Origin of the sequence: Rhodococcus sp. ZPP (assembly GCF_017656075.1) — a bacterium.
Lineage (GTDB): Bacteria > Actinomycetota > Actinomycetes > Mycobacteriales > Mycobacteriaceae > Rhodococcus_F > Rhodococcus_F oxybenzonivorans.
Window position 1 is genome coordinate 126,557 of record NZ_CP058641.1, and the last position, 20,734, is coordinate 147,290.

Annotated in this window: 23 protein-coding genes and 1 pseudogene; 13 read left to right on the forward strand and 11 right to left on the reverse strand. The window is 66.8% G+C overall.

What is annotated here, in order from left to right; all coding sequences use genetic code 11:
* Positions 1-324 precede the first annotated feature (324 nt).
* The 3 genes from HYG77_RS37290 to zapE all read left to right on the forward strand — a co-directional run bounded on the left by HYG77_RS37290 (position 325) and on the right by zapE (position 4,067).
* On the forward strand, positions 325-1,017 hold the full coding sequence (locus tag HYG77_RS37290; protein WP_054248224.1) for a GAF and ANTAR domain-containing protein: 693 nt from the start codon (positions 325-327) through the stop codon (positions 1,015-1,017).
* Between the two features lie 546 nt (positions 1,018-1,563).
* On the forward strand, positions 1,564-3,258 hold the full coding sequence (gene istA, locus HYG77_RS37295) for an IS21 family transposase (protein ID WP_082359731.1): 1,695 nt from the start codon (positions 1,564-1,566) through the stop codon (positions 3,256-3,258).
* Entirely contained in the window at positions 3,255-4,067 is an 813-nt protein-coding gene (zapE, locus tag HYG77_RS37300) for an AFG1/ZapE family ATPase (RefSeq protein WP_054246178.1), read from the forward strand. Before istA ends, zapE begins: the two co-directional genes overlap by 4 nt.
* A gap of 134 nt (positions 4,068-4,201) precedes the next feature.
* On the opposite strand, the gene HYG77_RS37305 is transcribed toward zapE, so the two are convergent.
* Positions 4,202-4,345, reverse strand: a complete 144-nt coding sequence (locus HYG77_RS37305) for a hypothetical protein (protein WP_164709515.1) — start codon at positions 4,343-4,345, stop codon at positions 4,202-4,204.
* A gap of 326 nt (positions 4,346-4,671) precedes the next feature.
* Here HYG77_RS37305 and HYG77_RS37310 point away from each other — a divergent pair, with 326 nt between their 5' ends.
* The gene (locus tag HYG77_RS37310; RefSeq protein ID WP_236603683.1) at positions 4,672-4,896 is read left to right on the forward strand and encodes a hypothetical protein; all 225 of its coding nucleotides are present in this window, start codon (positions 4,672-4,674) and stop codon (positions 4,894-4,896) included.
* A gap of 108 nt (positions 4,897-5,004) precedes the next feature.
* Here the strand turns inward: HYG77_RS37310 and HYG77_RS37315 are convergent, their stop codons facing one another.
* Positions 5,005-6,024, reverse strand: coding sequence for an alpha/beta fold hydrolase (locus HYG77_RS37315; RefSeq protein WP_054246176.1), 1,020 nt, complete (start codon positions 6,022-6,024; stop codon positions 5,005-5,007).
* A gap of 370 nt (positions 6,025-6,394) precedes the next feature.
* On the opposite strand from HYG77_RS37315, the gene HYG77_RS37320 reads away from it, so the two are divergent.
* Both HYG77_RS37320 and HYG77_RS37325 read left to right on the forward strand, forming a co-directional pair.
* Positions 6,395-6,754: a hypothetical protein gene (locus HYG77_RS37320; RefSeq protein ID WP_054246182.1), complete on the forward strand. Its 360-nt coding sequence runs from the start codon at positions 6,395-6,397 to the stop codon at positions 6,752-6,754.
* 103 nt (positions 6,755-6,857) lie between these two features.
* Positions 6,858-7,079, forward strand: a complete 222-nt coding sequence (locus HYG77_RS37325) for a hypothetical protein (RefSeq protein WP_236603682.1) — start codon at positions 6,858-6,860, stop codon at positions 7,077-7,079.
* A gap of 247 nt (positions 7,080-7,326) precedes the next feature.
* Here HYG77_RS37325 and HYG77_RS37330 read toward each other — a convergent pair whose 3' ends face one another.
* The 4 genes from HYG77_RS37330 to HYG77_RS37345 all read right to left on the reverse strand — a co-directional run bounded on the left by HYG77_RS37330 (position 7,327) and on the right by HYG77_RS37345 (position 10,990).
* Positions 7,327-8,124, reverse strand: coding sequence for a hypothetical protein (locus HYG77_RS37330; RefSeq protein ID WP_054246175.1), 798 nt, complete (start codon positions 8,122-8,124; stop codon positions 7,327-7,329).
* Positions 8,124-10,223 (reverse strand): hypothetical protein, encoded by a 2,100-nt coding sequence (locus HYG77_RS37335; protein ID WP_054246174.1) that lies wholly within the window; start codon positions 10,221-10,223, stop codon positions 8,124-8,126. The genes HYG77_RS37330 and HYG77_RS37335 overlap by 1 nt, the downstream gene beginning before the upstream one ends.
* Positions 10,220-10,564 carry a hypothetical protein gene (locus HYG77_RS37340; protein WP_054246173.1) on the reverse strand — a complete coding sequence of 115 codons (345 nt, stop codon included), beginning with the start codon at positions 10,562-10,564 and terminating at the stop codon, positions 10,220-10,222. Before HYG77_RS37340 ends, HYG77_RS37335 begins: the two co-directional genes overlap by 4 nt.
* A 237-nt stretch (positions 10,565-10,801) precedes the next feature.
* Entirely contained in the window at positions 10,802-10,990 is a 189-nt protein-coding gene (locus tag HYG77_RS37345) for a hypothetical protein (protein WP_054246172.1), read from the reverse strand.
* 209 nt (positions 10,991-11,199) lie between these two features.
* Between HYG77_RS37345 and HYG77_RS37350 the strand changes: the two genes are divergently transcribed.
* The 4 genes and pseudogenes from HYG77_RS37350 (at position 11,200) to HYG77_RS37365 (ending at position 13,992) form a co-directional block, all read left to right on the forward strand.
* Positions 11,200-12,144 (forward strand): phospholipase D family protein, encoded by a 945-nt coding sequence (locus HYG77_RS37350; protein WP_054246171.1) that lies wholly within the window; start codon positions 11,200-11,202, stop codon positions 12,142-12,144.
* 501 nt (positions 12,145-12,645) lie between these two features.
* Positions 12,646-12,981: a hypothetical protein gene (locus HYG77_RS37355; protein ID WP_054246169.1), complete on the forward strand. Its 336-nt coding sequence runs from the start codon at positions 12,646-12,648 to the stop codon at positions 12,979-12,981.
* Positions 12,982-13,313: 332 nt separating this feature from the next.
* Positions 13,314-13,467, forward strand: a pseudogene (locus HYG77_RS37360) (GNAT family N-acetyltransferase); the annotation flags it as partial.
* Between the two features lie 117 nt (positions 13,468-13,584).
* Positions 13,585-13,992 carry a hypothetical protein gene (locus tag HYG77_RS37365; RefSeq protein ID WP_054246167.1) on the forward strand — a complete coding sequence of 136 codons (408 nt, stop codon included), beginning with the start codon at positions 13,585-13,587 and terminating at the stop codon, positions 13,990-13,992.
* Positions 13,993-14,459: 467 nt separating this feature from the next.
* Here HYG77_RS37365 and HYG77_RS37370 read toward each other — a convergent pair whose 3' ends face one another.
* Positions 14,460-15,290 carry a ribbon-helix-helix protein, CopG family gene (locus HYG77_RS37370; protein WP_054246166.1) on the reverse strand — a complete coding sequence of 277 codons (831 nt, stop codon included), beginning with the start codon at positions 15,288-15,290 and terminating at the stop codon, positions 14,460-14,462.
* A 79-nt stretch (positions 15,291-15,369) separates the two neighbouring features.
* Positions 15,370-15,687, reverse strand: coding sequence for a hypothetical protein (locus tag HYG77_RS37375; protein WP_082359730.1), 318 nt, complete (start codon positions 15,685-15,687; stop codon positions 15,370-15,372).
* Between the two features lie 162 nt (positions 15,688-15,849).
* Here HYG77_RS37375 and mihF point away from each other — a divergent pair, with 162 nt between their 5' ends.
* Complete coding sequence (gene mihF / locus HYG77_RS37380) at positions 15,850-16,161, forward strand: integration host factor, actinobacterial type (protein WP_054246165.1); 312 nt, start codon at positions 15,850-15,852, stop codon at positions 16,159-16,161.
* A 380-nt stretch (positions 16,162-16,541) separates the two neighbouring features.
* Here mihF and HYG77_RS37385 read toward each other — a convergent pair whose 3' ends face one another.
* Positions 16,542-16,889, reverse strand: a complete 348-nt coding sequence (locus HYG77_RS37385; protein ID WP_054246164.1) for an Lsr2 family protein — start codon at positions 16,887-16,889, stop codon at positions 16,542-16,544.
* Positions 16,890-17,020: 131 nt separating this feature from the next.
* Here HYG77_RS37385 and ligD point away from each other — a divergent pair, with 131 nt between their 5' ends.
* Entirely contained in the window at positions 17,021-18,025 is a 1,005-nt protein-coding gene (gene ligD, locus HYG77_RS37390) for a non-homologous end-joining DNA ligase (protein ID WP_054246163.1), read from the forward strand.
* Between the two features lie 296 nt (positions 18,026-18,321).
* Here the strand turns inward: ligD and HYG77_RS37395 are convergent, their stop codons facing one another.
* Both HYG77_RS37395 and HYG77_RS37400 read right to left on the reverse strand, forming a co-directional pair.
* Complete coding sequence (locus HYG77_RS37395; protein ID WP_054246162.1) at positions 18,322-18,675, reverse strand: hypothetical protein; 354 nt, start codon at positions 18,673-18,675, stop codon at positions 18,322-18,324.
* Positions 18,672-19,016 (reverse strand): hypothetical protein, encoded by a 345-nt coding sequence (locus tag HYG77_RS37400; RefSeq protein ID WP_054246161.1) that lies wholly within the window; start codon positions 19,014-19,016, stop codon positions 18,672-18,674. Before HYG77_RS37400 ends, HYG77_RS37395 begins: the two co-directional genes overlap by 4 nt.
* Before the next feature lie 238 nt (positions 19,017-19,254).
* On the opposite strand from HYG77_RS37400, the gene HYG77_RS37405 reads away from it, so the two are divergent.
* Entirely contained in the window at positions 19,255-20,619 is a 1,365-nt protein-coding gene (locus HYG77_RS37405) for a cytochrome P450 (protein ID WP_054246160.1), read from the forward strand.
* Positions 20,620-20,734: the final 115 nt, after the last annotated feature.

Sequence of the window (20,734 nt, forward strand, 5' to 3'; positions counted from 1 at the left end):
GGCCTACGCGGCCAACTGGCAGAGCTGTTTCGACTGAGGAGTAACCCAATCGGTTACAGGTATCCGATGGTGCTGCCGTGTCATCTCGGGCCGCAAACCGCCGCGACAGCCAGGCCCGCCGTCCGCCTGACCCCTTGTGACCGGAGGGTCGGGTCGGCTTGTGACCGGGGGGGTCGGGTCGGCAAGTTCCGTCACAGCCGACTCGCTCCGGTGGTCAGTGGCCCCGGTTCGGTCACCTCGCAGGCGTAGCGTCATAGGAGGTCGGCGACTCCGTAGCGTCGTCAATGCCACAAAATGACGATTCTGAGAGGTGGTGCCGACGACATGGCCGATTCCGTTAATGGCGACCTCGGCACGGTGATGGCCGACCTCGCCCGCTCACTGTCAACTCCCGGCGACCTCGATGGCATCCTCCGACGTGTCACCGCGGCGACCGTGTCAGTGATCCCGGGCACCGACTGCGCCGATGTCCTGATGATTTCCGGTCGCAAAAAGTTCGAATCACTCGCCCCCACCTCGGACCTACCTCCCCAACTCGATACCGTGCAGGTACAGCTCGGACAGGGCCCCTGCCTCGATGCCGCCGTCGACGCATTCCTCGTGTGCAGCAATGACCTCGAATTCGAAACACGCTGGCCCCGTTTCACCAAGGCCGCCCTCGATGCCGGTGTACGCAGCATGCTCTCGTTCCAGCTCTACACCCACACCGACGTTGCCGGCGCCCTGAACCTGTTCGCGTTCAAACCGAACGCGTTCGATGACGAGTCGGTGGCGGTCGGGGAAGTGTTGGCCGCACACGCCGCCATCGCCATCGTCGCGGCACGCACCGATCTTCAGCTCCGCTCCGCACTCGCGAACAGGGACATCATCGGGCAGGCCAAGGGCATGCTCATGGAACGCTTCCGCGTCCCGGCTGATCAGGCATTCGAGATGCTCATCAAACTGTCCCAGGACTCGAATACACCCCTGTCCCAGATCGCCACGCGCATCGTCGAAGCCGGCCCCGACGGGAGTTGAGTAGCCGGGTTACTCCCCCCGCCGCGCAGACAAAAGCGACAGCGGCTCAATCCTCCGATACCCCTTCCGATAGCCTTTCGGCGCCTCCGGTAGCGCGGACACCGGCGACTGCGTGACCGCGCTCTGTGGCTGTCGAGCTACCTGGGTAGTGCCCCATATCTGGCGCTCGTCACCGTCGCGAGAAGACAGTCTCACGCCCTCAAGCCCCCCAGTTCACCATTTCGAACTCGCCTGCACGGTGCGACCAGCTCCCCGCTGCGGCGGACGCCGGGTCGAGTGACGCTGCCCCTGCTCTCGCGCGAAACGATTTGAACGCCGCCCATCGGATCGACTCCGAAGAGTCCTACCACCTGCACGACGGAGTCGATCGACGACTCGGGCTGTCGCCTGCCATGAGCATGGGACCGTCTTGACCTGATTTCTGCCACCCTCATGGGACCACTCGGATTGCCAGTCATGGGACCACCCGGCGCGTCGCGCCGAAGTCCCGTCGGATCGCTCGTTTGATCGTCGTGTCGGTATCCCCGGTCACGAAGGCGGACGGGCATGGCGTTTCGGGAGGTCAATGTGAACGAAGTCAAGGAAGTGCTCCGGATCTGGCTCGGGGTGCCCGGGTCCCGGCCGCCGGGATTGCGCACGATTGCGGCGCACTGCGGGGTGGACCGCAAAACGGCCCGCCGATACATCGAGGCCGCCCAGGCAGCGGGGCTGCAGCGCGGCGACTGTGTCGACGCCCTCGACGATGGGCTGATCGGCGCGGTGATCGAGGCGGTGCGCCCGGCCCGCCCGAGCGGACACGGCGCCGCCTGGGACCAGCTGCTGGGGTTCGAGGACCAGATTCGGGCGTGGGTCGCGGGCGACGGGCCGCATCCACCCCTGACGATCACCAAGATCGAAACACTGCTGGCCCGTCAGGGCTGTGTGGTGCCGTATCGGACGTTGCACCGATTCGCCACCGAGCGCTGCGGTTTCGGCCGCAAGGACACCACCGTCCGCATCGTCGACGGCGATCCCGGCAGCGAATGCCAGATCGACTTCGGCTACCTGGGATACCTGACCGACCCGGACACCGGGCGGCGCCGCAAGGTGCACGCACTGATCTTCACCGCCGTGTACTCGCGGCACATGTTCGTGTGGCTGACGTACTCGCAGACCCTGGCGGCGGTGATCGCTGGCTGCGAAGCGGCGTGGACCTTCTTCGGCGGTGTGTTCAAGGTCCTCATCCCCGACAACCTGAGACCGGTTGTGACCGACGCGGACGCGGTCAACCCGCGGCTGTCGCAGGGTTGGCTGGACTACTCCCAGCACACCGGGTTCGTGACGGACCCGGCCCGGATCCGATCACCGAAGGACAAACCCAGGGTCGAAAGGGCCGTTCAGTATGTGCGCGGAAACTACTGGGCCGGTGAGGAATTTGCAGATCTAGCGGAGGCGCAACAGCGTGCCGAGGCATGGTGCCGCGACACCGCGGGGATGCGGACCCACGGCACTACCGCCGCCCGCCCGCTCGAGGTGTTCGACGAGGACGAGGCACCGATGCTGCTGCCCGTCCCGCCGGTTTACGACGTGCCGATCTTCAAACAGGTCAAGGTGCACCGCGACTTTCATGCCGAGGTCGCCAAGGCGCTGTATTCGATACCGGGACAGTGGATCGGCAGTGTGCTCGAGGTGCGGGCGGACAGTGCGCTGGTGAAGTTCTACGCCCGCGGAAACCTGGTGAAGGTGCACCCGCGCCAGCCCGCCGGTGGGCGCAGCACCGACCCGGAGGATCTGCCCACCGAGAAGATCGGGTATGCGATGCGCGATCTGGACCGGCTGATCGGCGCCTGCGCCGGGCACGGCCGCGCCGTCGGGATCTACGCCGAAAGACTGCTCGACGATCCGTTGCCCTGGATCCGGATGCGGGCGGTCTACCGGCTGCTCGGGCTGGTCCGCCGCTACGGGCCCGACCCGGTCGAAGCTGCGTGCAGCACGGCGCTGGATCTGGACGTGGTGTCGGTGAGCAAGATCGCCTCGATGCTCGAACGCGCCACCGAGACCACCACGCCGCTGCTGCCAGCCGCCGGATCGGCGGCACCGTCCCGTTTCACCCGCGACCCCGCCGAGTTCGCCACCGACAGGACCGGCCCCGCCACATCTGGGACCACCGTCGCCACTGCCGGGACCGGCGTCGCCACCGAGAGGACCGGGCATCTGACGGTGATCGCCGGGGGCAACACCGACACGAAGGAGACACGATGACCACCCCACCCGCCCCCACGGGGCCGGTCGATCCGATCGGCGCCGACCTGATCGCCCTTCTCAAGGCCCTCAAGCTCGGCGCCCTCAAGGACACCCTGCCCGAGCGACTGGCGCTGGCCCGCCAGCACCAACTCAGCCACGTCGCGTTCCTGGAACTGCTCCTCGCCGATGAGGTGTCCCGGCGGGAATCACGCTCGGCGACTTTGCGGTCGGCAAAGGCCGGTCTGGATCAGTCGATGCGAATCGACACCTGGAACGCCCTCGACGACCTCCGCTACGACCGATCCCTGCTCTCGGATCTGGTGTCGCTGCGGTTCGCCGAGGCCGGCCACTCGGTCCTTGTTCTGGGACCGGTCGGGGTCGGAAAAACGCACCTGGCGACCGCCCTCGGGCACGTGGCGATCCGGCGGCGGATGACGGTGCTCTGCGCCCGCGCCGACAAGCTGTTCGCCCGTCTGCGCGCCGCCCGGCTCGACAACTCGGTCGAGGCGGAGATGCGGCGCATCGCCACCGTCGATCTCCTGGTCCTCGACGATTTTGCGCTTCGGCCCCTGGACGCGACCGAGACCAACGACTTCTACGAGTTGGTCGTGGAGCGCCATCGCCGCAAGGCGACGATCGTCTCCTCAAATAGGTCCCCAGATGAGTGGCTGTCGATGACCACCGATGCCCTGCTCGCGCAGTCGGCGATCGACCGGCTCACCTCCGCGGCGCACACCCTCGTCATCGAGGGCCCGTCCTACCGGCAACGCACCCGTCCGGGGCATGGCGCGGTTGACAGTTCAGAAGGCGAGGTCGATGCTCGATGACACCTTCGGGTGGTCCCATGCTCGTGGCAACGAGGTGGTCCCATCACCCTGGCAAGCGACACGGGCGTCCGCGAAGAGTCACACGCCGTCTCAACCCACTCCGCGCAGCTCCGGGAATCGGCCGGGCTGACAACTCAGTGTGAGCGGCGCTTCTGACGTAGCTTGGTGACCAGTTCCCGGGCCTTGCGCTGGTTCTCCGGCTTGGACGCCTCACGTTTGACGACCTGGATGGCCTTGATCGCGGCACCGCTCTTGAAGGCCTTGTCGAGCATTCCCATCGGGCACCTTCCGTTGTTTCGCTACTGCACAATTCGATACCTGAAACAGTACGGGGCGATCGGTGAGTGGGCGACCAGTCGGAGCCTCTGCCAATCGGAGGAGCCTTCGTGTCGTGAGGGGCACACAAGGCCGGAACACGCTGGGTGGGGCTCCCGACAGGGGTACCCACGCCCCGCGGAGCTCCGACACGAACCACGTCCCTCGGCTACTGCCGCGGCACCCACAGTGCGGCGGTCATTGTTGCGTCAACAGCAACGGCCCCCTCCAGACCTAGGGCCGCGACCAGGACCGACGTGAGGACGACTCGGGACTACGAACCTTCTTGGTGCGAGCACCCATCGGAATGGACCCGCCGACCACCTCCCGGGGGTGGCTGGTCGCCGCGCTGGTGCACACCTGCGAATCCGCCGACCGCCCCACGGTGCGTAACGATCTGATGCGCACCTGGGTTCCAGAGCCCGGAAGCGGCTACCGCACTCACGACGGACGACGCCGTGCAACCTGGGCGCAATTACCCGCCCGGTTCGACCTCGTCGAGGTGGCCCCATAGCCGGCGCAAACCCTCGGTGTGGCGTGATGCGCCTACCGTCATTCCCACCCGCACGACACGCATGTTCTCCCATCCCGTTGCGCCACAGCGGGTTCCGTATCGACTCGATCAGAAGTTCTCGGTCAGGATCATGTCGAGTACCCCGGCGCCCGCTGGGACCACGGTGCAGGGTGGTGTCACCGCCGTTGCGGGATCGAGCAGGCCCATCACGAGTTGGAGGGTGTACTCGTCGTAGGGCATCCGGAAATGGCCCGACTGGTTGAGCGGGCAGAGGTCTTGAATCATCAGGTTCGTCGCCGACCGGTCGCGCAGCGCGATATTGGTCGCCGGTTGGATGACCTCGTCGATTCGGGAGCCGATCGTCGTGTACCGGGTTCCCGGGACGGTGTCTCCCCCACCGTTGAGGTCGTCGAGGAGCGGTGAGCCCTGAGCCTGCTGCACCAACGCGGGTGAAACCAATTCCGGGGGCAGCGCCGCGACCGCCCACGCCATGCCGCCGGGGGTCTGCTCGAGGACCGGAACGAGACCGAACATGGTGCCCCCATAGGTCGGTGAGGCGAGGCCGATCCACTGCTCGACCGCCGCTGCCCCGCCGAGCCGGTTGATGTAATAGCGGGCCACCGTCGCGCCCTGCGAGTAGCCGACGATGTCGACTTCACATGCCCCGGTCGCGCCGCGGACCTGCGCCACGAACTGCGCCAGCTGGCCGGCGCTGACCGTGATGTCCTCGGTTCCGTAGCTCTCGCCTCCGGGTTCGCCGCCGTAGTTCAGCGCGAACACGCAGTGACCCGATGCCGCCAGTCGCGGACCGAGCGCCGCCCAGTCCGAGTACGCGTTCGAGTCCGTGCCGTGCACGAGCACCACCGGCCTCGGGTCCGCGCCGGTGGAGGTGCAGGTGAAGTCGTTGACTCCGGGCGGCACCGATCCCGGGTGTTGCCGCGCGTACCGGGCGGCATCGGGATGCGTACTTTGGGCTGGACCGACGCGGTCCGGGATCTGCCACACCGAGCTCGCCCCGGATATATCCGGAACCTCCTCCGCCGCCGCGACCGGCACCGAAAGGATACTCGCGACCCACCCCACACCCACTGCTGCGGCAACCCGCTTGATCCGTCGACGTGCCCGCATGCTGCCGCTCCTGCCCTACATCCCCAGCCCGATGATTCGTGCCGACACCACCGCAGAGCAGCCCGGATACCGGGCAGCCCCGGTGACAGTGTGGAATACGTTGGATGCAAACGCTATTCGGTCAATCGTCCAGTTGCACTGGAACGTATTACCCTCCGGCCACCAACCGAACGGTACGACCACTGACGCTTCGGACGAGATCGCTATGAGATGTGAATCACTACCATCCAGTAATGTGACGGAGGACACAGCTTCTTGCTCGGAGATGCCTTAGCCTGCTTGAACACGCCACTTGAGGGTTTCCAGGGCGATCGTGACAAAGAAGAATGAGTCGGAAAACGCGCACCGGCTCGAGGAAGTGCAGGTCGCCATGACCACCGAACCGCTGGTCCGCCACACCGTCGACACAAGCGGGGTCATCGCCGACTACGCCAGCCGACCGCTCTGCGCCGTCGTCGCGGTGATGTTTTCCTTCGACCTCGGGGACGGATACGTCGACTTCGACGCCGTCGAACGGATCCGAGAAGGCGAATTCGACGACTGGGTCCTCGCCGCCACTCGGTCCGGCCTTTTCCTCCCGCATGAGATCGCGGCACTGGCACGGTCGTGGCACACCGACCCCCGGTCGTTGTTCGAGGCGCTCCTCACCGACGCCGACGACGTGACTCGCAAGCGTTACCAGATCGTCTGGGACTCGCTCGATGAGGCCGACTCGCTCGAGTACGCCTGACGGTTCCCCATGACGGTGAGGCAACGGCTGACAGCCGCCGCACGCCTCCCCGACAATCATCAACACAATGCTCGAGGTGCACGGAAAGAGGGGTCGACGCCCGATGACGAACCCGACCGTTCGGGAGCAGTTGCTGCACGACGTGCAGGACCGCACCACCGATTTGCGCCGATGGTTGGACACGAACAACAACAGCGAAACGCTGATGGCCCACCTCCACGACGAGCCGGTCGATCGAGGATGGCTGCGCACCTATCAGCGCCTCAATCGCGACCTCATGTCAGCGGTCGGAAACGTACAGGACCAGTTGCCGCGACGTCGCTGAACCGCAGGGGTGCGTTCGAACGGGTACCGGACACATGTAGCTTCCGCAGCCGGAGCAACGGCGCCCATTTCTGTGATGGCGAATTAGGAAAGTCGATGACACCGCAGCACTGTTGGGTGGGTCGAGGTGACGTCACCGTCGGGGTACCTGTTGTTTCCGGCAGTTCATCTGCCCTGCCGGACCCACCCGCGCCTCCTGATGGCGACGTCCGCGGGACCACCTGCGGAAACGGCACGTCCCTTTGCGATCAGATCCAGTCGATGTGGACGGAGTCGATGTGGTCGAAGTGGAATCCGAACTGGTCGCTGTATCTGTCGAAGCCTTTGTTTTCGGGGTAGTCGAGGGTGGCGTGCCGTTCGAGGAGTGCGACGACCCGGGCATGATCGTCATTGGCCAGGGCGGCGGCCAGTTCGCGGGACTCCTCACTGGTGAACGGTGTGTCGGAGTTCGCGAAGTCCAGGGTGCGGACCCGGTAGTCGTAGCCCTCGTCGGCGCCGTTGCGGACCATGACACCCCCCTTGACCCGGATGACCGCGGTCTTCGGTGTTCCATCCGGGCGCAGCACCCCGGCACGGGCCATGATGTCCTCGGCCCGCACGTTTTTGAGTTTTTTGCTGGCGTCGGCACGCAACTCGTTCGTCTCCCCGGACCGGTACCGGGACACCGCGGAGCGGGACCGCCCGATCTTCGCGGCCACGGCATCGACGCCGCCGAGGCGTTCGATCGCCGCACGGCGTTGCGCCCGCTCGAGAACATCCGCATGCGGGATGCGGCCCTGCTGCGCCCACCGGCGCAACGTGCGATCGGACGGTGGGGTGCGGCCGGCATCGATCGCCGCCTGCCGCAAACCCTGGTTGCCCAGTTCCTGGCGCAGTTGCTTGACGGAGACCTTGCTGGTCAGCCCGGCCAGTCCCCCGGTTGTGACCTGCTTCGACTTCTCGACACCGCTGGTCGCGGCGGTGGCCACGGACACTTTGAGGCCGTCGAGGCCGACCGCTTGCTGCGCCGGTTTCTTGGTGCGCGGTTTCGGCAGATGCAGGGCCATCAGAGAACCCGCTCCCCTACGTGGTCGGCGTCGTGGTCGTCGGCGTCCTCGTCGTCGTCGTTGTCGGTGAAGGCGGCCTTGATCGCGAGGTTCACCTCGTGCACGTCCTCCGCCGACGCCACTGCGTACAGGAGGGTGTCGGTGAGGATCACGTCCTTTTCCACCGTCATCTTCCCCAGCGCCTGACTCGGGTCGGAAATGTTCTCACCACCGGGGAGGAGGTATACCCAGGAGTCGGTGACGGTGCGGACCGGCCACCGATGGTGTTCGCGGGCGATCCGCATCGCGACGCGGCGGCCGCGCCACCGGCAGTGCGCGATGATCGCCGCCCGCCACACAGGTTGGTGGTGGTGTTGCATCTGCCTCGCGGTCCACATGTCCGGGTTCACCATCCGCCCGATGTACCCCTTGTAGCAGGACCCGATAAACCCCTTCATCGCCGCATCCTGAGTGTCCACAGTGGTCTTGCGGGCCTCGCGCAGGATCTTCGCCCACTTATCCAGCACCCGCCCCTGCTGCGGGTACACCCAGGCCTCGGTGATGTCGAGGTCGTCGAGATCGGCACCGATACCACCATCCGCGACCGGCTCCCGAAGGGCATCAAGGGTGACCGTGGTGACCCAGGTCTGCACCGGCTGATCGGGAAGCATATGGGGGTGGGGTAGGGGCAGCTTCTCGGGCAGCGACAGGGTCTGCCCGGCCGGTAGGGTGATCCGCCACAACCCGAACGGTGTGCCCTTGTCCCCCACCGCCGCGGCGGCCGCCGCCCCACCGGCCAGATGCTTCGGTTGCCCGTAGCCGAGTTCGAGCATCCCGGCCGAAGCCAAATAGGCGGCGCGTTGGTCGATCGACACCAACCGGTCCGCATCCTCGAGGTCCTGCGCGTCGGGGACCCGGGTCCAGCCGACCGCGGGCTCGAGGTCGCCGCGCGGCGGCCCGTCGAGGGGTGGGACCGCGCCCGCGGTGGTGACCACGATGCCCTTACCGCTGCGGGTGCGTTCACGTTTGATCTTGTCGATGATCGCGGCGCCGGTGCGGGCCGGTGTCGGCCCGGGGAGCACCCCGAGATGCTGCGCGCACCAGGCCAGCCGGCGCCCGAGTTCCCGGGCGGCCGGGAGGTCGTCGTCCGGGAGATACGTTCCGGCGGCCGGTGAGCCGAGGACACCCATGTCGCCGACCCGGTTGTGCCAACCGAAGTCCTTGTTCCAATAGGTCCACACATACGGTTCGATCACCACATCGACCATCGACGTGAAGTTCCCGATCGTGCGGGACAGGTGCACCACATGCCCCGGTTCGCCGCGCAGCTCCCACCCCGCACCAAGTAGCGGGGTGAGGGTGGCATGCAGGGTGGCGGTCAACTCGGTTGCGGCACGTAACCGCAACGCTTCCATGTCGTCGACGTCGTCCTCACTGCCCGGATCGATCACCCACCCGAGTAACTCACACGCAGCCAACCCGACGACCCAGATCTGCGCGGGCGCCCCCAACGGAGTCAGCGACGCCCAGCGAATCAGCTTGTCCAGCTTCTCGAGTGAATCGACCGGACCGGTCAACTCCCGCCCCGACGGGGTGAACGTCCCGGCGGCGGTCACGATCAACGCATGCCCATCCGCGGCCTCACCCGCCGGCAGCGCCTCCCACACCGGTGTACGTCGTGTGGTCGTCGGTTCGATCTCCGATGCAGGGGAAACAGGGCCATCAGCGGGCACCGTTGGTTCCGCCGTAACTGCTTCCGGCGTAGCTGCTTCCGGCGTAGCTGCTTCCGCTGGTGCGGTGTCGGTGGCCTCGTCGCCGCGGTCCACCGCAGCGCTGTCCACCTTTGTGCTGTCCGCTTCGGGAGACGGCGGGGCCGGGACGTCGCCGGCTTCGGCTTCGGCGCCATCACACTGCTCGGACGATGTCCGGTGTGCGGCGCCGGCTGGCTCCGAGCCCGCCTGCTCGGCTGCCACGACGACACCAGCATCAAGGGAGTCAGCGTCGTCGTCGGGGAGGGCGGCGTCGTCGGGGAGGGCGGCGTCGTCGGTGGGAGCGGCCGATGTCGTCAGGGTGGTCTCGGGCAGTGCGAACAGGGGTATCTGCTCCCACGAAGAGCTCATGACTCCTGCTCGATGATCCGGCCGTCGAGATCTGCCGGAGGGACACGGTAGCGGTCGAAGAACTCCTGCAGGGCCACGTCCACGACATTGGTCACCGTGGATTGGCGATCCTTCACCAGCCAGGTCAACCGGGCCTCCGTCGACGCCAACACCCGGGTGTTCAGCGGCACCTTCGCCGGCCCCTTCCGCGGTTCCAACTTCGCCGTCAACTCCGGACTCGGCGTTCCCGACTCGATGACGCCTTCCGCGCCGGAACGCTGCTTCCCCGACCGGGCGGCGCCTGCGCGTCCACCCCCGGTCGCGCGGCGGGCGCCGCCCCCGAACGTTCCCACCTTCGCCATCCCCACCCCTCGCCTTCCACATACCGCCCGAATTGCCGCGAAGCTCACCCTACCCAGTACATGACGTAATGCCGGTATTTTCGCTGGCATGTTTGCGCGCACATTCGCGCCCAGGTTGTGACCGGGTGCAACCCTCCCGCCGAGGGCATCGACACCGCTGGTGACGGCCCGGCCCGGCATACTGCTCGGGTACGTCAGCGCCGGAAGCCTTTCATGACCCGGCAACCGTCGGATTCGTTATTCCACCAGCGTGATCGGCACCCCGGGCGTGAGAAACAGATGGTGCCGGGCGCCGTCATGAGCGAGGGACATCGCCACTCCCAGGGTGTGTCCCTCGGTAAACCGTGCGAGCAGCTCGCGGGTGGCCTCGAACCTGGTCTGGCTGATGCCGTAGGTGACACCATTGAATATGAGGCTGGGCACCATCCCTCCTTTGCTCTACCTGCGGTGGATCGTTGCCGAAAGTCTTACAGAGATCCGAGTATCCGCGCGGCCGGAACGTCACCCGCGCCACCGCGGAACTGCGGAACTGCGCCGCAGGGACGGTCCGAGACCGAGGACCCCTTCAGCTTCCTTGCCGCGTTGCCCGGGACCATCACCCGCCCCGGGGTGCGGTCCGGTTACCGTCTGTCGGTATGGGGACCACCTTCCACGGGCCGAGCCCGTGGCCGCACATCACCCGCGCCATCCGCACCCGCGGCGCCCGGTACGCCGCGATCGGCTACCTCGGGCAGGACGCACCCGCACTGCTCCCGCTGCGCGCGGGGGACCTGTTGGTCGTCAACGCCTCCAAGGCCGCTGTCCGGGCGCACGCCACCTCCCCCGCCGCCCTCACCTACTACGTCGAGCGGGGGGTGCGGGTGCTGTCGTCACCGACCCTGCACGCCAAAGTGATCGCCACCAACACCCGGGCAGTGATCGGGTCCGCAAACGCATCCGAAAACTCCACCCTCGCCGACGACGCCGTGATCATCACCGACGACCCCGACATCATCGCCTCCGTGCGAACGTTCATCGACAACCTCGACGAGATCACCGAGGTCGATCAAGTGTTCCTCGACAACGCCATCCTCGAGTGGGAGATCGGCCGCGCCGTCCCACTGCCCGGGGTCACCGGCCGCGTCCACACCGACACAGACTTCCTCCCCACACCGGTGACCCGGATGTTCGTCACACACGCCGTCGACTACGAACCCACCCACACCGAACAACAGATCCTCGACACCCAGCGCGGCCGGCACAACGCCGCCGGCGGCCCGGCAGCGAAGTACCAACTCGAATCACTCCGGCTCGACACACCCGGCACCATCCGGCGCGGCGACCTGATCGTCTTCGTCTCCACCGGCGACGAATGGATCCACCCACCGGCCGTGGTGATCTCCGACCCCATGAAGGTCCCGCGGTCCGGTGGGGCGGTGTTGTTCTTCCTACGCACCCGCACCGACCTGCCACCCCTACCCCTCCCAGGCGCCGAGAAGGCGCTGACCGACCTCGGGCACCCCGGCTCACGGCTGCGGACCGACCACTACGTCCGCTCCCCCAACCTCCGGACCGCGCTGCTCGCACTATGGGACCTGTGAGCAGCTGCGGTCACGAAAGGAGCGGCGCACACCACCACCAGCCACCCCAACCACGGAAACACCTCGAGGCCTGCCGGGGCCTCGCCAGCATTCTCATTCTCGCCTTCGAGGTCGATCCCGTGCCCGACAGTGTCGAGCGCGTAGCCGATGCTGTCGCCCCTCGAGTTGGGATTGGGTGTGGTGCAACGCAAGGCACCCCTTGTGGGCTCGTTGAAATCGACTATCCGGGCAGTCATCCTCGTGACCAGTGGGCTGCGGCGGACCTGGTCGAGGATGTCGACGGAAACCGTGTTCGGCGGAATGCTAGCTAGCGTAGCGACACTAGCTATCCGCGCTTTGTGGTTACCGTCGCGGAGTGTTTCGGCGCACGCCCCGGCCCGGGTGTTGCAGCCCAATCGATCTGAGCCTTCTCCGCTACCATCGACGACGGCTATCGCGGTAGACGCTGCGGCCCAACGCATCCCGACCCTGCTCTGTCCGCAATGGTCATTGCGGTGCACGGTGGCCCCGTGCAGTCCGGCGCAGGTCCGACCGGCCCTGTCGACGGCGCTGCTGCTGGTGGGCACCACGCTCACCGTCGGCGAGGCCGCCGACCGCCTGGGATCGGCGGTCCGCGCGGACGGGGTCACCCGCACACTGGCATGCCTGCGGAACGCCCCGCACTGGGACGACACCCTCACCGCGCTCACCCGGCTGGCGGACCACCTCATCGCGGAGCCGCCCCCGATCGACTACGACCGGCGCCGGCGCCTGGACTACCGCGCACTGCTGCCCGACGACCTGTGGCAGATGATCTGCTGCCGGATCGGAACACTGCGAAGCCCGATCCGGGTATGACGCCGGGCACCTCATCCGGACCTTCCAGCTCCCCCCGGCGCTCGCGCATCGGCTCGTCGACCTCGCACACGGGCGGCGGCCATCCTGATGGTGCCGTCCCGATGACCGGTGCGCGCATTGACCGTCACGCTCGGGCACGAGCATGACCCACCATCGAGGCCGGTCGGACCACCCTCGACAAGGCCCAGTCCACGTTTGTCGACGTGCTGGCCGAGTTGGCGGGAAGCGGACCGTTGCTCGAGACGCGCGTCCTGTCCGTCATGGACGAGGACGTGTCGCTCTACGACATAGCGGAGGACTTCCCGGACGCTCTCGGAGCGGGTTGGTCTTCGGGTGAGCTCACCGGACGCGAAGTCGACGTAGCCATCTGGGTAGCACCCGAGTGCCGCAAGAAGGGGTACGGCGCCGCCGCCGTGGAGCACAGCAGGCAGGAACTGGCCGCCGAAGTTCCCCGGCACAGTTCTAGTGGTTCGCGCACAGGCCTGACCCTGCGACGTGGTGGCACGGCGCGCACCCGTGCGCTGGACCACCACCTTCGGCGTGAACATGTTGTTTACAACAAATCGTTGACAGACGTCTGGTCGAGGGTGCAGCATCGAGTGCATGCCCACCGACCCGTTCACCCCACCCAACCCCAGTCGTGATCGCGCGCACCGCGAGTATGCGGGTCTTTTCCGCATCGCCGAACGGCACGGGTCCACTCCGGAACAGCGTGCCCGCCAATCTCATCCGGAGATGCTGGAACCTCTCGGCGCCATCCGCGTGGTCGCCGCACTCGCAGGCGGTACCACGCCACCGGAGCCCGGTGAACCCGACGTCGACGACGCCGACATCACCGCGGCGCTGAGCCTGATCCCCAAGGCCCGCGCGGAGATGGACCACCTCGAGGCCCTGTTCCTCGGAGTCGCTCGTCAGCGCGGGATGACCTGGCAGGCTATCGCGTTCGGTCTCGGACTCGGCAGCACTCAGGCGGCTCGGCAGCGGTACGAACGCCTGGTCAGCCGGACATGATGCGGTGGTCGGGGTCGCGCTGCTTGGTGAGGCCCCTGCGCCCAGCGGTAGTCCGGCTTGCCGCTGGGTGTCTGCTGCACAGCGTCTTCCACCCACAGGAGCCGTAGGGATCTTGTACCCGGCGAGGCTTTGCCTTGATCGAGCGCCGCCTCGAGATTACGCCGTCGGCACAGGCAGCTGGTGGGGAAGGTGCGCTGAAGAAATGCCCTCAGGTTGAGACAGATCGCGGTGGCCATACCGTGAGACTCGAGATGAACGAGCAGGTCGTCGCGTCTCGAAATGTCATCGGCCGCGAGACCCTAATGGGAGTCGATCAGCGAGCCTTCGTCGGGTAACGGATCACGAGGGGGAAGCTGATCATCGAGCCGCCGGCCGGTGAGCACTGCGAGTACATCGACATGCACCCCCACCCACGGACCAGCAGCCGTGGTCGATCAGTTCCTATGGGTGCGGGGGTGTCCGACGGATCAGCCAGGGGGCGCGCGGCGCCGCGCCTGGCGGCGGGCGTGGCGGGCCAGCAGATGCGCCTTGTTCTTCTCGCTGCGGAAGATCTCGCGATTGACAGCGTGTTCGATCATTCCGGGGGCCTCGAGCACACGCTGCGCGGCCAGACGCATCAACTCGGCGCGGTCGGACCCGACCCGTGCGGCCAAGGCGTCGAGCCTGTGCCGGAGGGGCTCGTCGAAGTGCACATTCACTCTGGCGGGATAGGTTTCGGGCCGAAGATCGCGCACTGGTGCGATGGCCTCCAGGTCCCTGGTGAGGTCACCGGGCTCGTCGAGCAGACGGCGTAGCGCAACCCGGGCAAGTGCGGTGCCCAGTTTGTCCCCGTGTCGACCGGCGAGACGCCAGACCTGGTGCCTGCTGGACGGGTTGACCATCACCTCGACCTTCTCGGACAGCCCGGTCCGCTCCGCCTCGCGGAGCATCGGATGTTTGTAGCGGCCGGGAGTTTCCAGGAATCGGTGCAACGCGATCCGCATCAGTGCACTGATCGTGGTGTCGTGCTCGGCGGCCAAGGCGGTGAATTTCTGCGCGGTGTCGGGTTCCAGTTTGAGCGTGAGCATGACCAGCGGGATCGCCCGCCGCACGTGCGAGAGTCGCCGCGCCTCGGCGAGACGATTGCCGACCGCTTTGGGTTGGGTGACCAGGCGGCGGCAGGCGACGCGGATCAACGCGCCGAACCGGCGCGGGCCGATGCCCTCGGCCATCTGCTCGAGTCGGTGTTTGGTCTCCGGGTCGAAGCGCAGCGCGATCGGGTCGCCCACCGGGATCCGCCCCGGCCTCGACTCTGTCATCCCTCGATCTTCTCGTCCTTCTCGTCCTTCTGGTCCGCCGGTGCGCATGAGTGTGCCCCGGCATCGGCCAGCCGTTCCATCACTCGCACTCGGCGGTGATCGCCGATGCAGGACACCACTGGGTGATTTCGAGACTTCCCCGCTTGTTCCCGGTGGGAATCGCGAACGTACATGCCGCCAGCCATTCGCCCCGGGAGGTACGCCCCCAAGCCCGGAGCACTCCGCGGACTCGAACATCCAGGTCAAGCCCTTCGGCTCGTACTCGAAGGGGCAGGTCGTTCGCGGATCGTCCGCCGTCGTGAGCGATGGCGGCAGAGACGTCGACAATGATCCGCTGGGGTGGGTCGACGATCCGCCACGGCTTCGGGTCGTAGACCGGCTTCCATCCTTCGAACACACATTCGATACTAGCTGTTATCGTGATGGTCGCCGCCAGCGGCCGTCGGAAGCGCGGGCCGCTGGCGTCGCCCTCCGCTTCCGCGCCGCGTCGGCGTGCTACCTGGCACGATAAACCCGACACCGCCTTTCCGTGGGCGGTTCGAGCAACGAGGAGCCGTATATGGCATTGCCCGTCATGACCGCCGAGCAGCGTGCACAGGCACTGGAGAAGGCCGCGGCAGCGCGGAAAGCACGGACCGAACTGCTGTCCGCGGTAAAGGCCGGTGACCTCACGGTCGCAGGTGTCCTCGCGAAGGCGGAGACGAACGACATCGTCAAGAAGACCAAGGTGTCGGCCCTGGTGAGAGCCTTGCCTGGCGTCGGGAAGGTGCGGGCAACGCAAATCCTCGAGGAGCTGTCGATCGCGGACACCCGGCGTATCGGTGGCCTGGGCACGAATCAGCGTCAAGCACTCCTCGACATCACCGCCTGACCCCGCACAGGTCGGAAGATTCGGCGGCCGCGGGGCCGTTGAAAGACGCGACGGTGTTCGACCCCATGCCCCGGGTACCACATCAGAATCGCCGCTTCGAGCGACCACTTGCCGAGAGGCGCACTGGCGGGCACCGTCACCCTGACCGGGTCAGACCTACAGTGCGTAGCGTGCCCCGAACAGGCACCGAAGCCGCTGACACCACCAGGTGCCGGCGGCTTCCCACGTCAGAGGCACTCGAAGTGCCAGGTGGGATCTTGCGTCCCCTGCATCAAGTTCGCCGATCCACACTTAGCCCGGTAGTCCGGAGTATCGGTCGTGCTCAGGCCGCGCCCGGTTCTACAGTGAGCCGGCGCGGCCGCACGGTGCCCGGATTCGGGTCAGTGCGCTGCGTCGAACGCGTCCTGGATCTCGGCGGGGATCCGGCCGCGTGCGGAAACTTGGTAGCCGTTCGCGGCCGCCCACTCCCGCACCTCCCGGGCCTGGGACCGGGACCGGGACCGCGCCGAGCCGGCCTGTGCGGTCGCGCGGCGCTTCTGGCCGCCGATCTTGGTGGCATGGTCGATGTAGAAGTCCATCGTCTTGAGGAATTCGCGGGCGTTCTTCGTCTTGAGGTCGATCTCGTAGTCGACACCGTTCACCGAGAACGTGATGTGCTCGCCCTCACCGGCCTCGATGACACTGCCGTCGAGGTCATCGACCAACTCCACCACCGTTTTCCGCGCCACCTGTGCACTCCTTCTGCTCCGGTTTACAGCCAGGCCGACCCTACTGCCCAGGCGACGGAAAACCACCGGCTTCATTTCACGCAGGACGTGAGTCATCACGGGGGCGGCTCGTCGGGGCGGACAATCAGCGGATGGGCGATGCTCACCGTGGGCTGATTGCGCCGATGTTGGCGACCCTGGGCGCTCCGCCCCTGGGTGAGTCGAGTGGGTCGTGGGCGGCGGAGATCAAGTACGACGGCTGCCGTCTGCTGGCATCATCTGGTGGCCGGGGCAGCGATCCGGTTCTGTGGTCCCGGAATCTGACTGTGGTGACGTCGTCGTATCCGGAACTGGTCGAGGCCTTGGCCGACGCTTTCGGCGGCCGCCGCCGGGTGGTGTTGGACGGGGAGGTTGTGGCGTTGGGAGCAGATGGGCGACCTTCGTTCGGCCGCCTGCAACGCCGCATGAACGTGGCGCGCCCATCGGCGGTGTTGCGCCGCCAGGTCACCGTCAACTTTTTCGTCTTCGACCTGCTCATCGATGGGTCATCACTGATGTCCGTGCCGTATCTCGATCGGCGGGCGGCGCTGGCCGAGCTCGTTCCGGCCCACGGTGCGGGTCTGCCGGTGCAGGCACCTCCGCATTGGCTCGGGCTGAGCGGGGAGACCATGCTCGGTGTGGCCCGCGAGACCGGGATGGAGGGTGTGGTGTTCAAGAAGGTCTCCTCGATCTACCTGCCTGGCAGGCGGACTCGGTCGTGGGTGAAAACGCTCGTGAGACAGCGAATGTCCGCCGTCGTCATCGGCTGGATCGCTGGCGGTGGCGCGCAGCGGAACGTGGTCGGCTCCCTCGTCCTGGGCGCCTATGACGCCGAGGGGGTCTTGAGGCATATCGGTCAGGTCGGGACCGGATTTACTGCCTCGATGCGCCGGCAATTGCGCGACCAACTCGGGGAACTCGAACGCCCGACCAGTCCCCTTGCGGACTCGACAGCACATACTGACGCCCCTCATGGTGTGCACTGGGTCGAGCCTCGGGTGGTCGTCGACGTCGAGTTCCGCGAGTTCAGCGAGGGTGGCGGTCTGAGACATTCGTCGTTCAAAGGGCCGCGATCGGATATCCCACCGGAGGACGCCACCCTGCCCGATCAACGCTGACGGGAAGGCAATTGGCTCCGGGAACCGCCGCTGGCGGGTCTGGGAGAATGAGGCTCTCCGAGCTAGTGGATCGTGTGCACGTCGGGCGAGAGAGTTAGGCATGGCGTATGACTGAGGATCCGGCAACTTCCGCTGCTGTGACGATCGGCGACACGGTGAGGCTTCACCCTCAAGGGGTCTCGAGGTTCAAAATCCTCAGTATCGAGGACGGCCGAGCAACTCATCGAGGCCGTGTTGGCAAGCCCAGGCACCTACCCGTTCAGCGTCCAGGTGAAATATCTCGTCCCGGCCGATTCCTAGCGCCCACCAGTACTCCCCGCCAGGCCCAACATCAGGTTTGTCTGTCGCGCCCGGACCATTCGATCGGCCAAGCGGTACACCGCCCGCTCGTCGGGGATACCGACCATCCTGGCGCGCTCGTGGGCCGCAAGGAACGCCGTGACCTCTGAATTCCCCCGCTGGCGGTCTCGGTGCTGGAACGCTCGGCGTGCCTCGGCCAGGTCCTCGAGGACCAACCACTGGAAGCGATCTAGCGTGGCGGCGATCTCGGCCATCCGCGCCCGCTGTGCTCGAGCCTCGCGCCACCGGTCGGGCAGGGACGACCCGGACAGCAGCGCATCGACGACGGCGTCGCGGAACTCGCTGATCACGGAGCGGCCGTTCCCTCGTCAGCGGCCACGCTGGACAGGGTCCGTCCACTTCTCGCCTGGTCTTCCCGCAGGTTCACGCGGGCGAGCATCTGCTCCATCTGGGGCCACCCGAAGCGCAGATCGGCTGCGATCATCCCCGCGCGGGTGTCCAGGTCCGGTTCGAACGCGGGGAAGACCACCCGCGCCGCCGGTGCGAGAACGTCGTGTTCAACGGCGTGCACGGTCTCGCTCGGCCAGCGTTCCTCACTGCCTGTGGTGTCGGGCTCTCCGAACAGCTGGGTCAGTCGGTGCCGAACGTAGCCGCTCTGTTCGAGTTCGGTCGCGGTGTAAAACTCGGTCAAGGCTCCCCCTTCGTGCGTTGTCGGTGCCCGCTTCAGGCTGTCGGGCTTTCCCTCGTCGCGCAAGATCTTGGCATCGTCGTGCGGCCGCGGCCACCTCGGCGCGAACTGATCGGAGTCGAGCGACAGCCGGTCGGTCGACCCGGTTCCGTCGTAAGGTCGATCCGGATCGGCACGACGTGACCCGGCAACCTCGGGAGAGGCCGGAATTGATCAGCCAAACACAGGGGGGCGCACGATCATGAACACTCACCGTGAGGGCGATGTCGGTTCGCTACCACTGGCTCCCCGAAACCCGCTGCCCTTCCGGCAGCGACTGAAGGCAGTCAGGGAATACCACACCGGCCAGGAATTGCTACGCGAGACCGGCGGGCCCGTGAGCAGGGTGACTCTCGGCCCGAAATGGCTGAACGAACCGATCGTGTGGGTCACCTCCCCGATGGGAGCTCGCGACGTCCTGAGCCGCAAGGACGCCGCGTGCGATCGGACCGCCGTTCACCAGGAGATGCGGCACCTGATGGGCGACAACATCGTCGACCTCCCCAACGAGCTCTGGCTTTCACGCAAGCGCACCTTACAACCGCTGTTCACCAAGCAGCGCGTCCGTACCTTCGCCGGCCACATGTCCCAGGCCGCAGCAATGGTCGCCGACGGGTGGGGTGACAGCACCGAAGTCGACCTGGACGCCGAGTGCCGCCGACTGACCATGCGGGCACTGGGCCGCTCCATCCTCGGAACCGACCTCGACAAGAGGGCCGATGCGTTCGCTGAACCACTGCGTATCGCCCTGTCGCATATCGCTGATCGGGGGATGCGGCCGGTCCGCGCACCGCGGTGGCTCCCCACCCCCGCACGTCGGCGAGCCTGGGCAGCGGATACGGCCATGCACCGGCTCTCGGACGAGATCCTGCAGGCGTGCCGCGCCGACCCCACCCGCGACGCGCCGCTCGTCCACGCCCTGATCGGGGCCACGGATCCGGCGACCGGACAAGCACTGTCGGACCAGGACATCGGCAACGACCTGATCGCCTTCGCCGCGGGCGGCTACGACACCACCGCCACCACCCTCGCCTACGCGTTATGGCAGCTCGGCCACCACCGCGACCTGCAAGACACAGTTGCGGCCGAGGTCGCCGGCCTCGGTGATCGCGAACTGACGCCCGACGATGTTCCCCGCCTCGGGTACACCGTGCAGGTGCTGCACGAAGCGCTACGGCTGTGCCCACCGGTCGCCGTGGCCGGGCGCACCGCCATGCAGGACATCGAGGTCGCCGGCTACCGGGTCGAGGCCGGCAGCATGGTGCTGGTCGGCATCTACGCCATGCACCGCGACCCCGCGCTCTGGGAGAACCCGCTGGTCTTCGACCCCGACCGATTCAATACCAAAAATTCCGGTGACCGCGACCGCTGGCAATACATCCCGTTCGGCGGCGGGCCACGGTCATGCATCGGCGACCACTTCGCGATGCTGGAAGCCACCCTCGCACTCGCCACCGTCATCCGAACAATCGAAATCCGTTCCCTGCAGAACGACTTCCCCCTCGCGGTGCCCTTCACCACCGTCGCCGCGGCGCCCATCCAGGCCCACGTCCGCACACGGAACTGATACCGACTCGGGTCACCAATGACCAACGACCGACCGGTACAACGCTGACGCGGGCCGCGCCTCCGTATCCTCCAGTCTGCTCGACGCCCCATAGAACCCGGGGATCGCTGCTTGC

Excerpts from the sequence above, each read along its gene's own strand:
- HYG77_RS37290 (WP_054248224.1), top strand. The coding sequence starts at position 325 with ATGGCCGATTCCGTTAATGGCGACCTCGGCACGGTGATGGCCGACCTC.
- istA (WP_082359731.1), top strand. The coding sequence starts at position 1,564 with ATGGCGTTTCGGGAGGTCAATGTGAACGAAGTCAAGGAAGTGCTCCGG.
- zapE (WP_054246178.1), top strand. The coding sequence starts at position 3,255 with ATGACCACCCCACCCGCCCCCACGGGGCCGGTCGATCCGATCGGCGCC.
- HYG77_RS37305 (WP_164709515.1), bottom strand. The coding sequence starts at position 4,345 with ATGGGAATGCTCGACAAGGCCTTCAAGAGCGGTGCCGCGATCAAGGCC.
- HYG77_RS37315 (WP_054246176.1), bottom strand. The coding sequence starts at position 6,024 with ATGCGGGCACGTCGACGGATCAAGCGGGTTGCCGCAGCAGTGGGTGTG.
- HYG77_RS37320 (WP_054246182.1), top strand. The coding sequence starts at position 6,395 with ATGACCACCGAACCGCTGGTCCGCCACACCGTCGACACAAGCGGGGTC.
- HYG77_RS37325 (WP_236603682.1), top strand. The coding sequence starts at position 6,858 with ATGACGAACCCGACCGTTCGGGAGCAGTTGCTGCACGACGTGCAGGAC.
- HYG77_RS37330 (WP_054246175.1), bottom strand. The coding sequence starts at position 8,124 with ATGGCCCTGCATCTGCCGAAACCGCGCACCAAGAAACCGGCGCAGCAA.
- HYG77_RS37335 (WP_054246174.1), bottom strand. The coding sequence starts at position 10,223 with ATGAGCTCTTCGTGGGAGCAGATACCCCTGTTCGCACTGCCCGAGACC.
- HYG77_RS37340 (WP_054246173.1), bottom strand. The coding sequence starts at position 10,564 with ATGGCGAAGGTGGGAACGTTCGGGGGCGGCGCCCGCCGCGCGACCGGG.
- HYG77_RS37345 (WP_054246172.1), bottom strand. The coding sequence starts at position 10,990 with ATGGTGCCCAGCCTCATATTCAATGGTGTCACCTACGGCATCAGCCAG.
- HYG77_RS37350 (WP_054246171.1), top strand. The coding sequence starts at position 11,200 with ATGGGGACCACCTTCCACGGGCCGAGCCCGTGGCCGCACATCACCCGC.
- HYG77_RS37365 (WP_054246167.1), top strand. The coding sequence starts at position 13,585 with ATGCCCACCGACCCGTTCACCCCACCCAACCCCAGTCGTGATCGCGCG.
- HYG77_RS37370 (WP_054246166.1), bottom strand. The coding sequence starts at position 15,290 with ATGACAGAGTCGAGGCCGGGGCGGATCCCGGTGGGCGACCCGATCGCG.
- mihF (WP_054246165.1), top strand. The coding sequence starts at position 15,850 with ATGGCATTGCCCGTCATGACCGCCGAGCAGCGTGCACAGGCACTGGAG.
- ligD (WP_054246163.1), top strand. The coding sequence starts at position 17,021 with ATGGGCGATGCTCACCGTGGGCTGATTGCGCCGATGTTGGCGACCCTG.
- HYG77_RS37405 (WP_054246160.1), top strand. The coding sequence starts at position 19,255 with ATGAACACTCACCGTGAGGGCGATGTCGGTTCGCTACCACTGGCTCCC.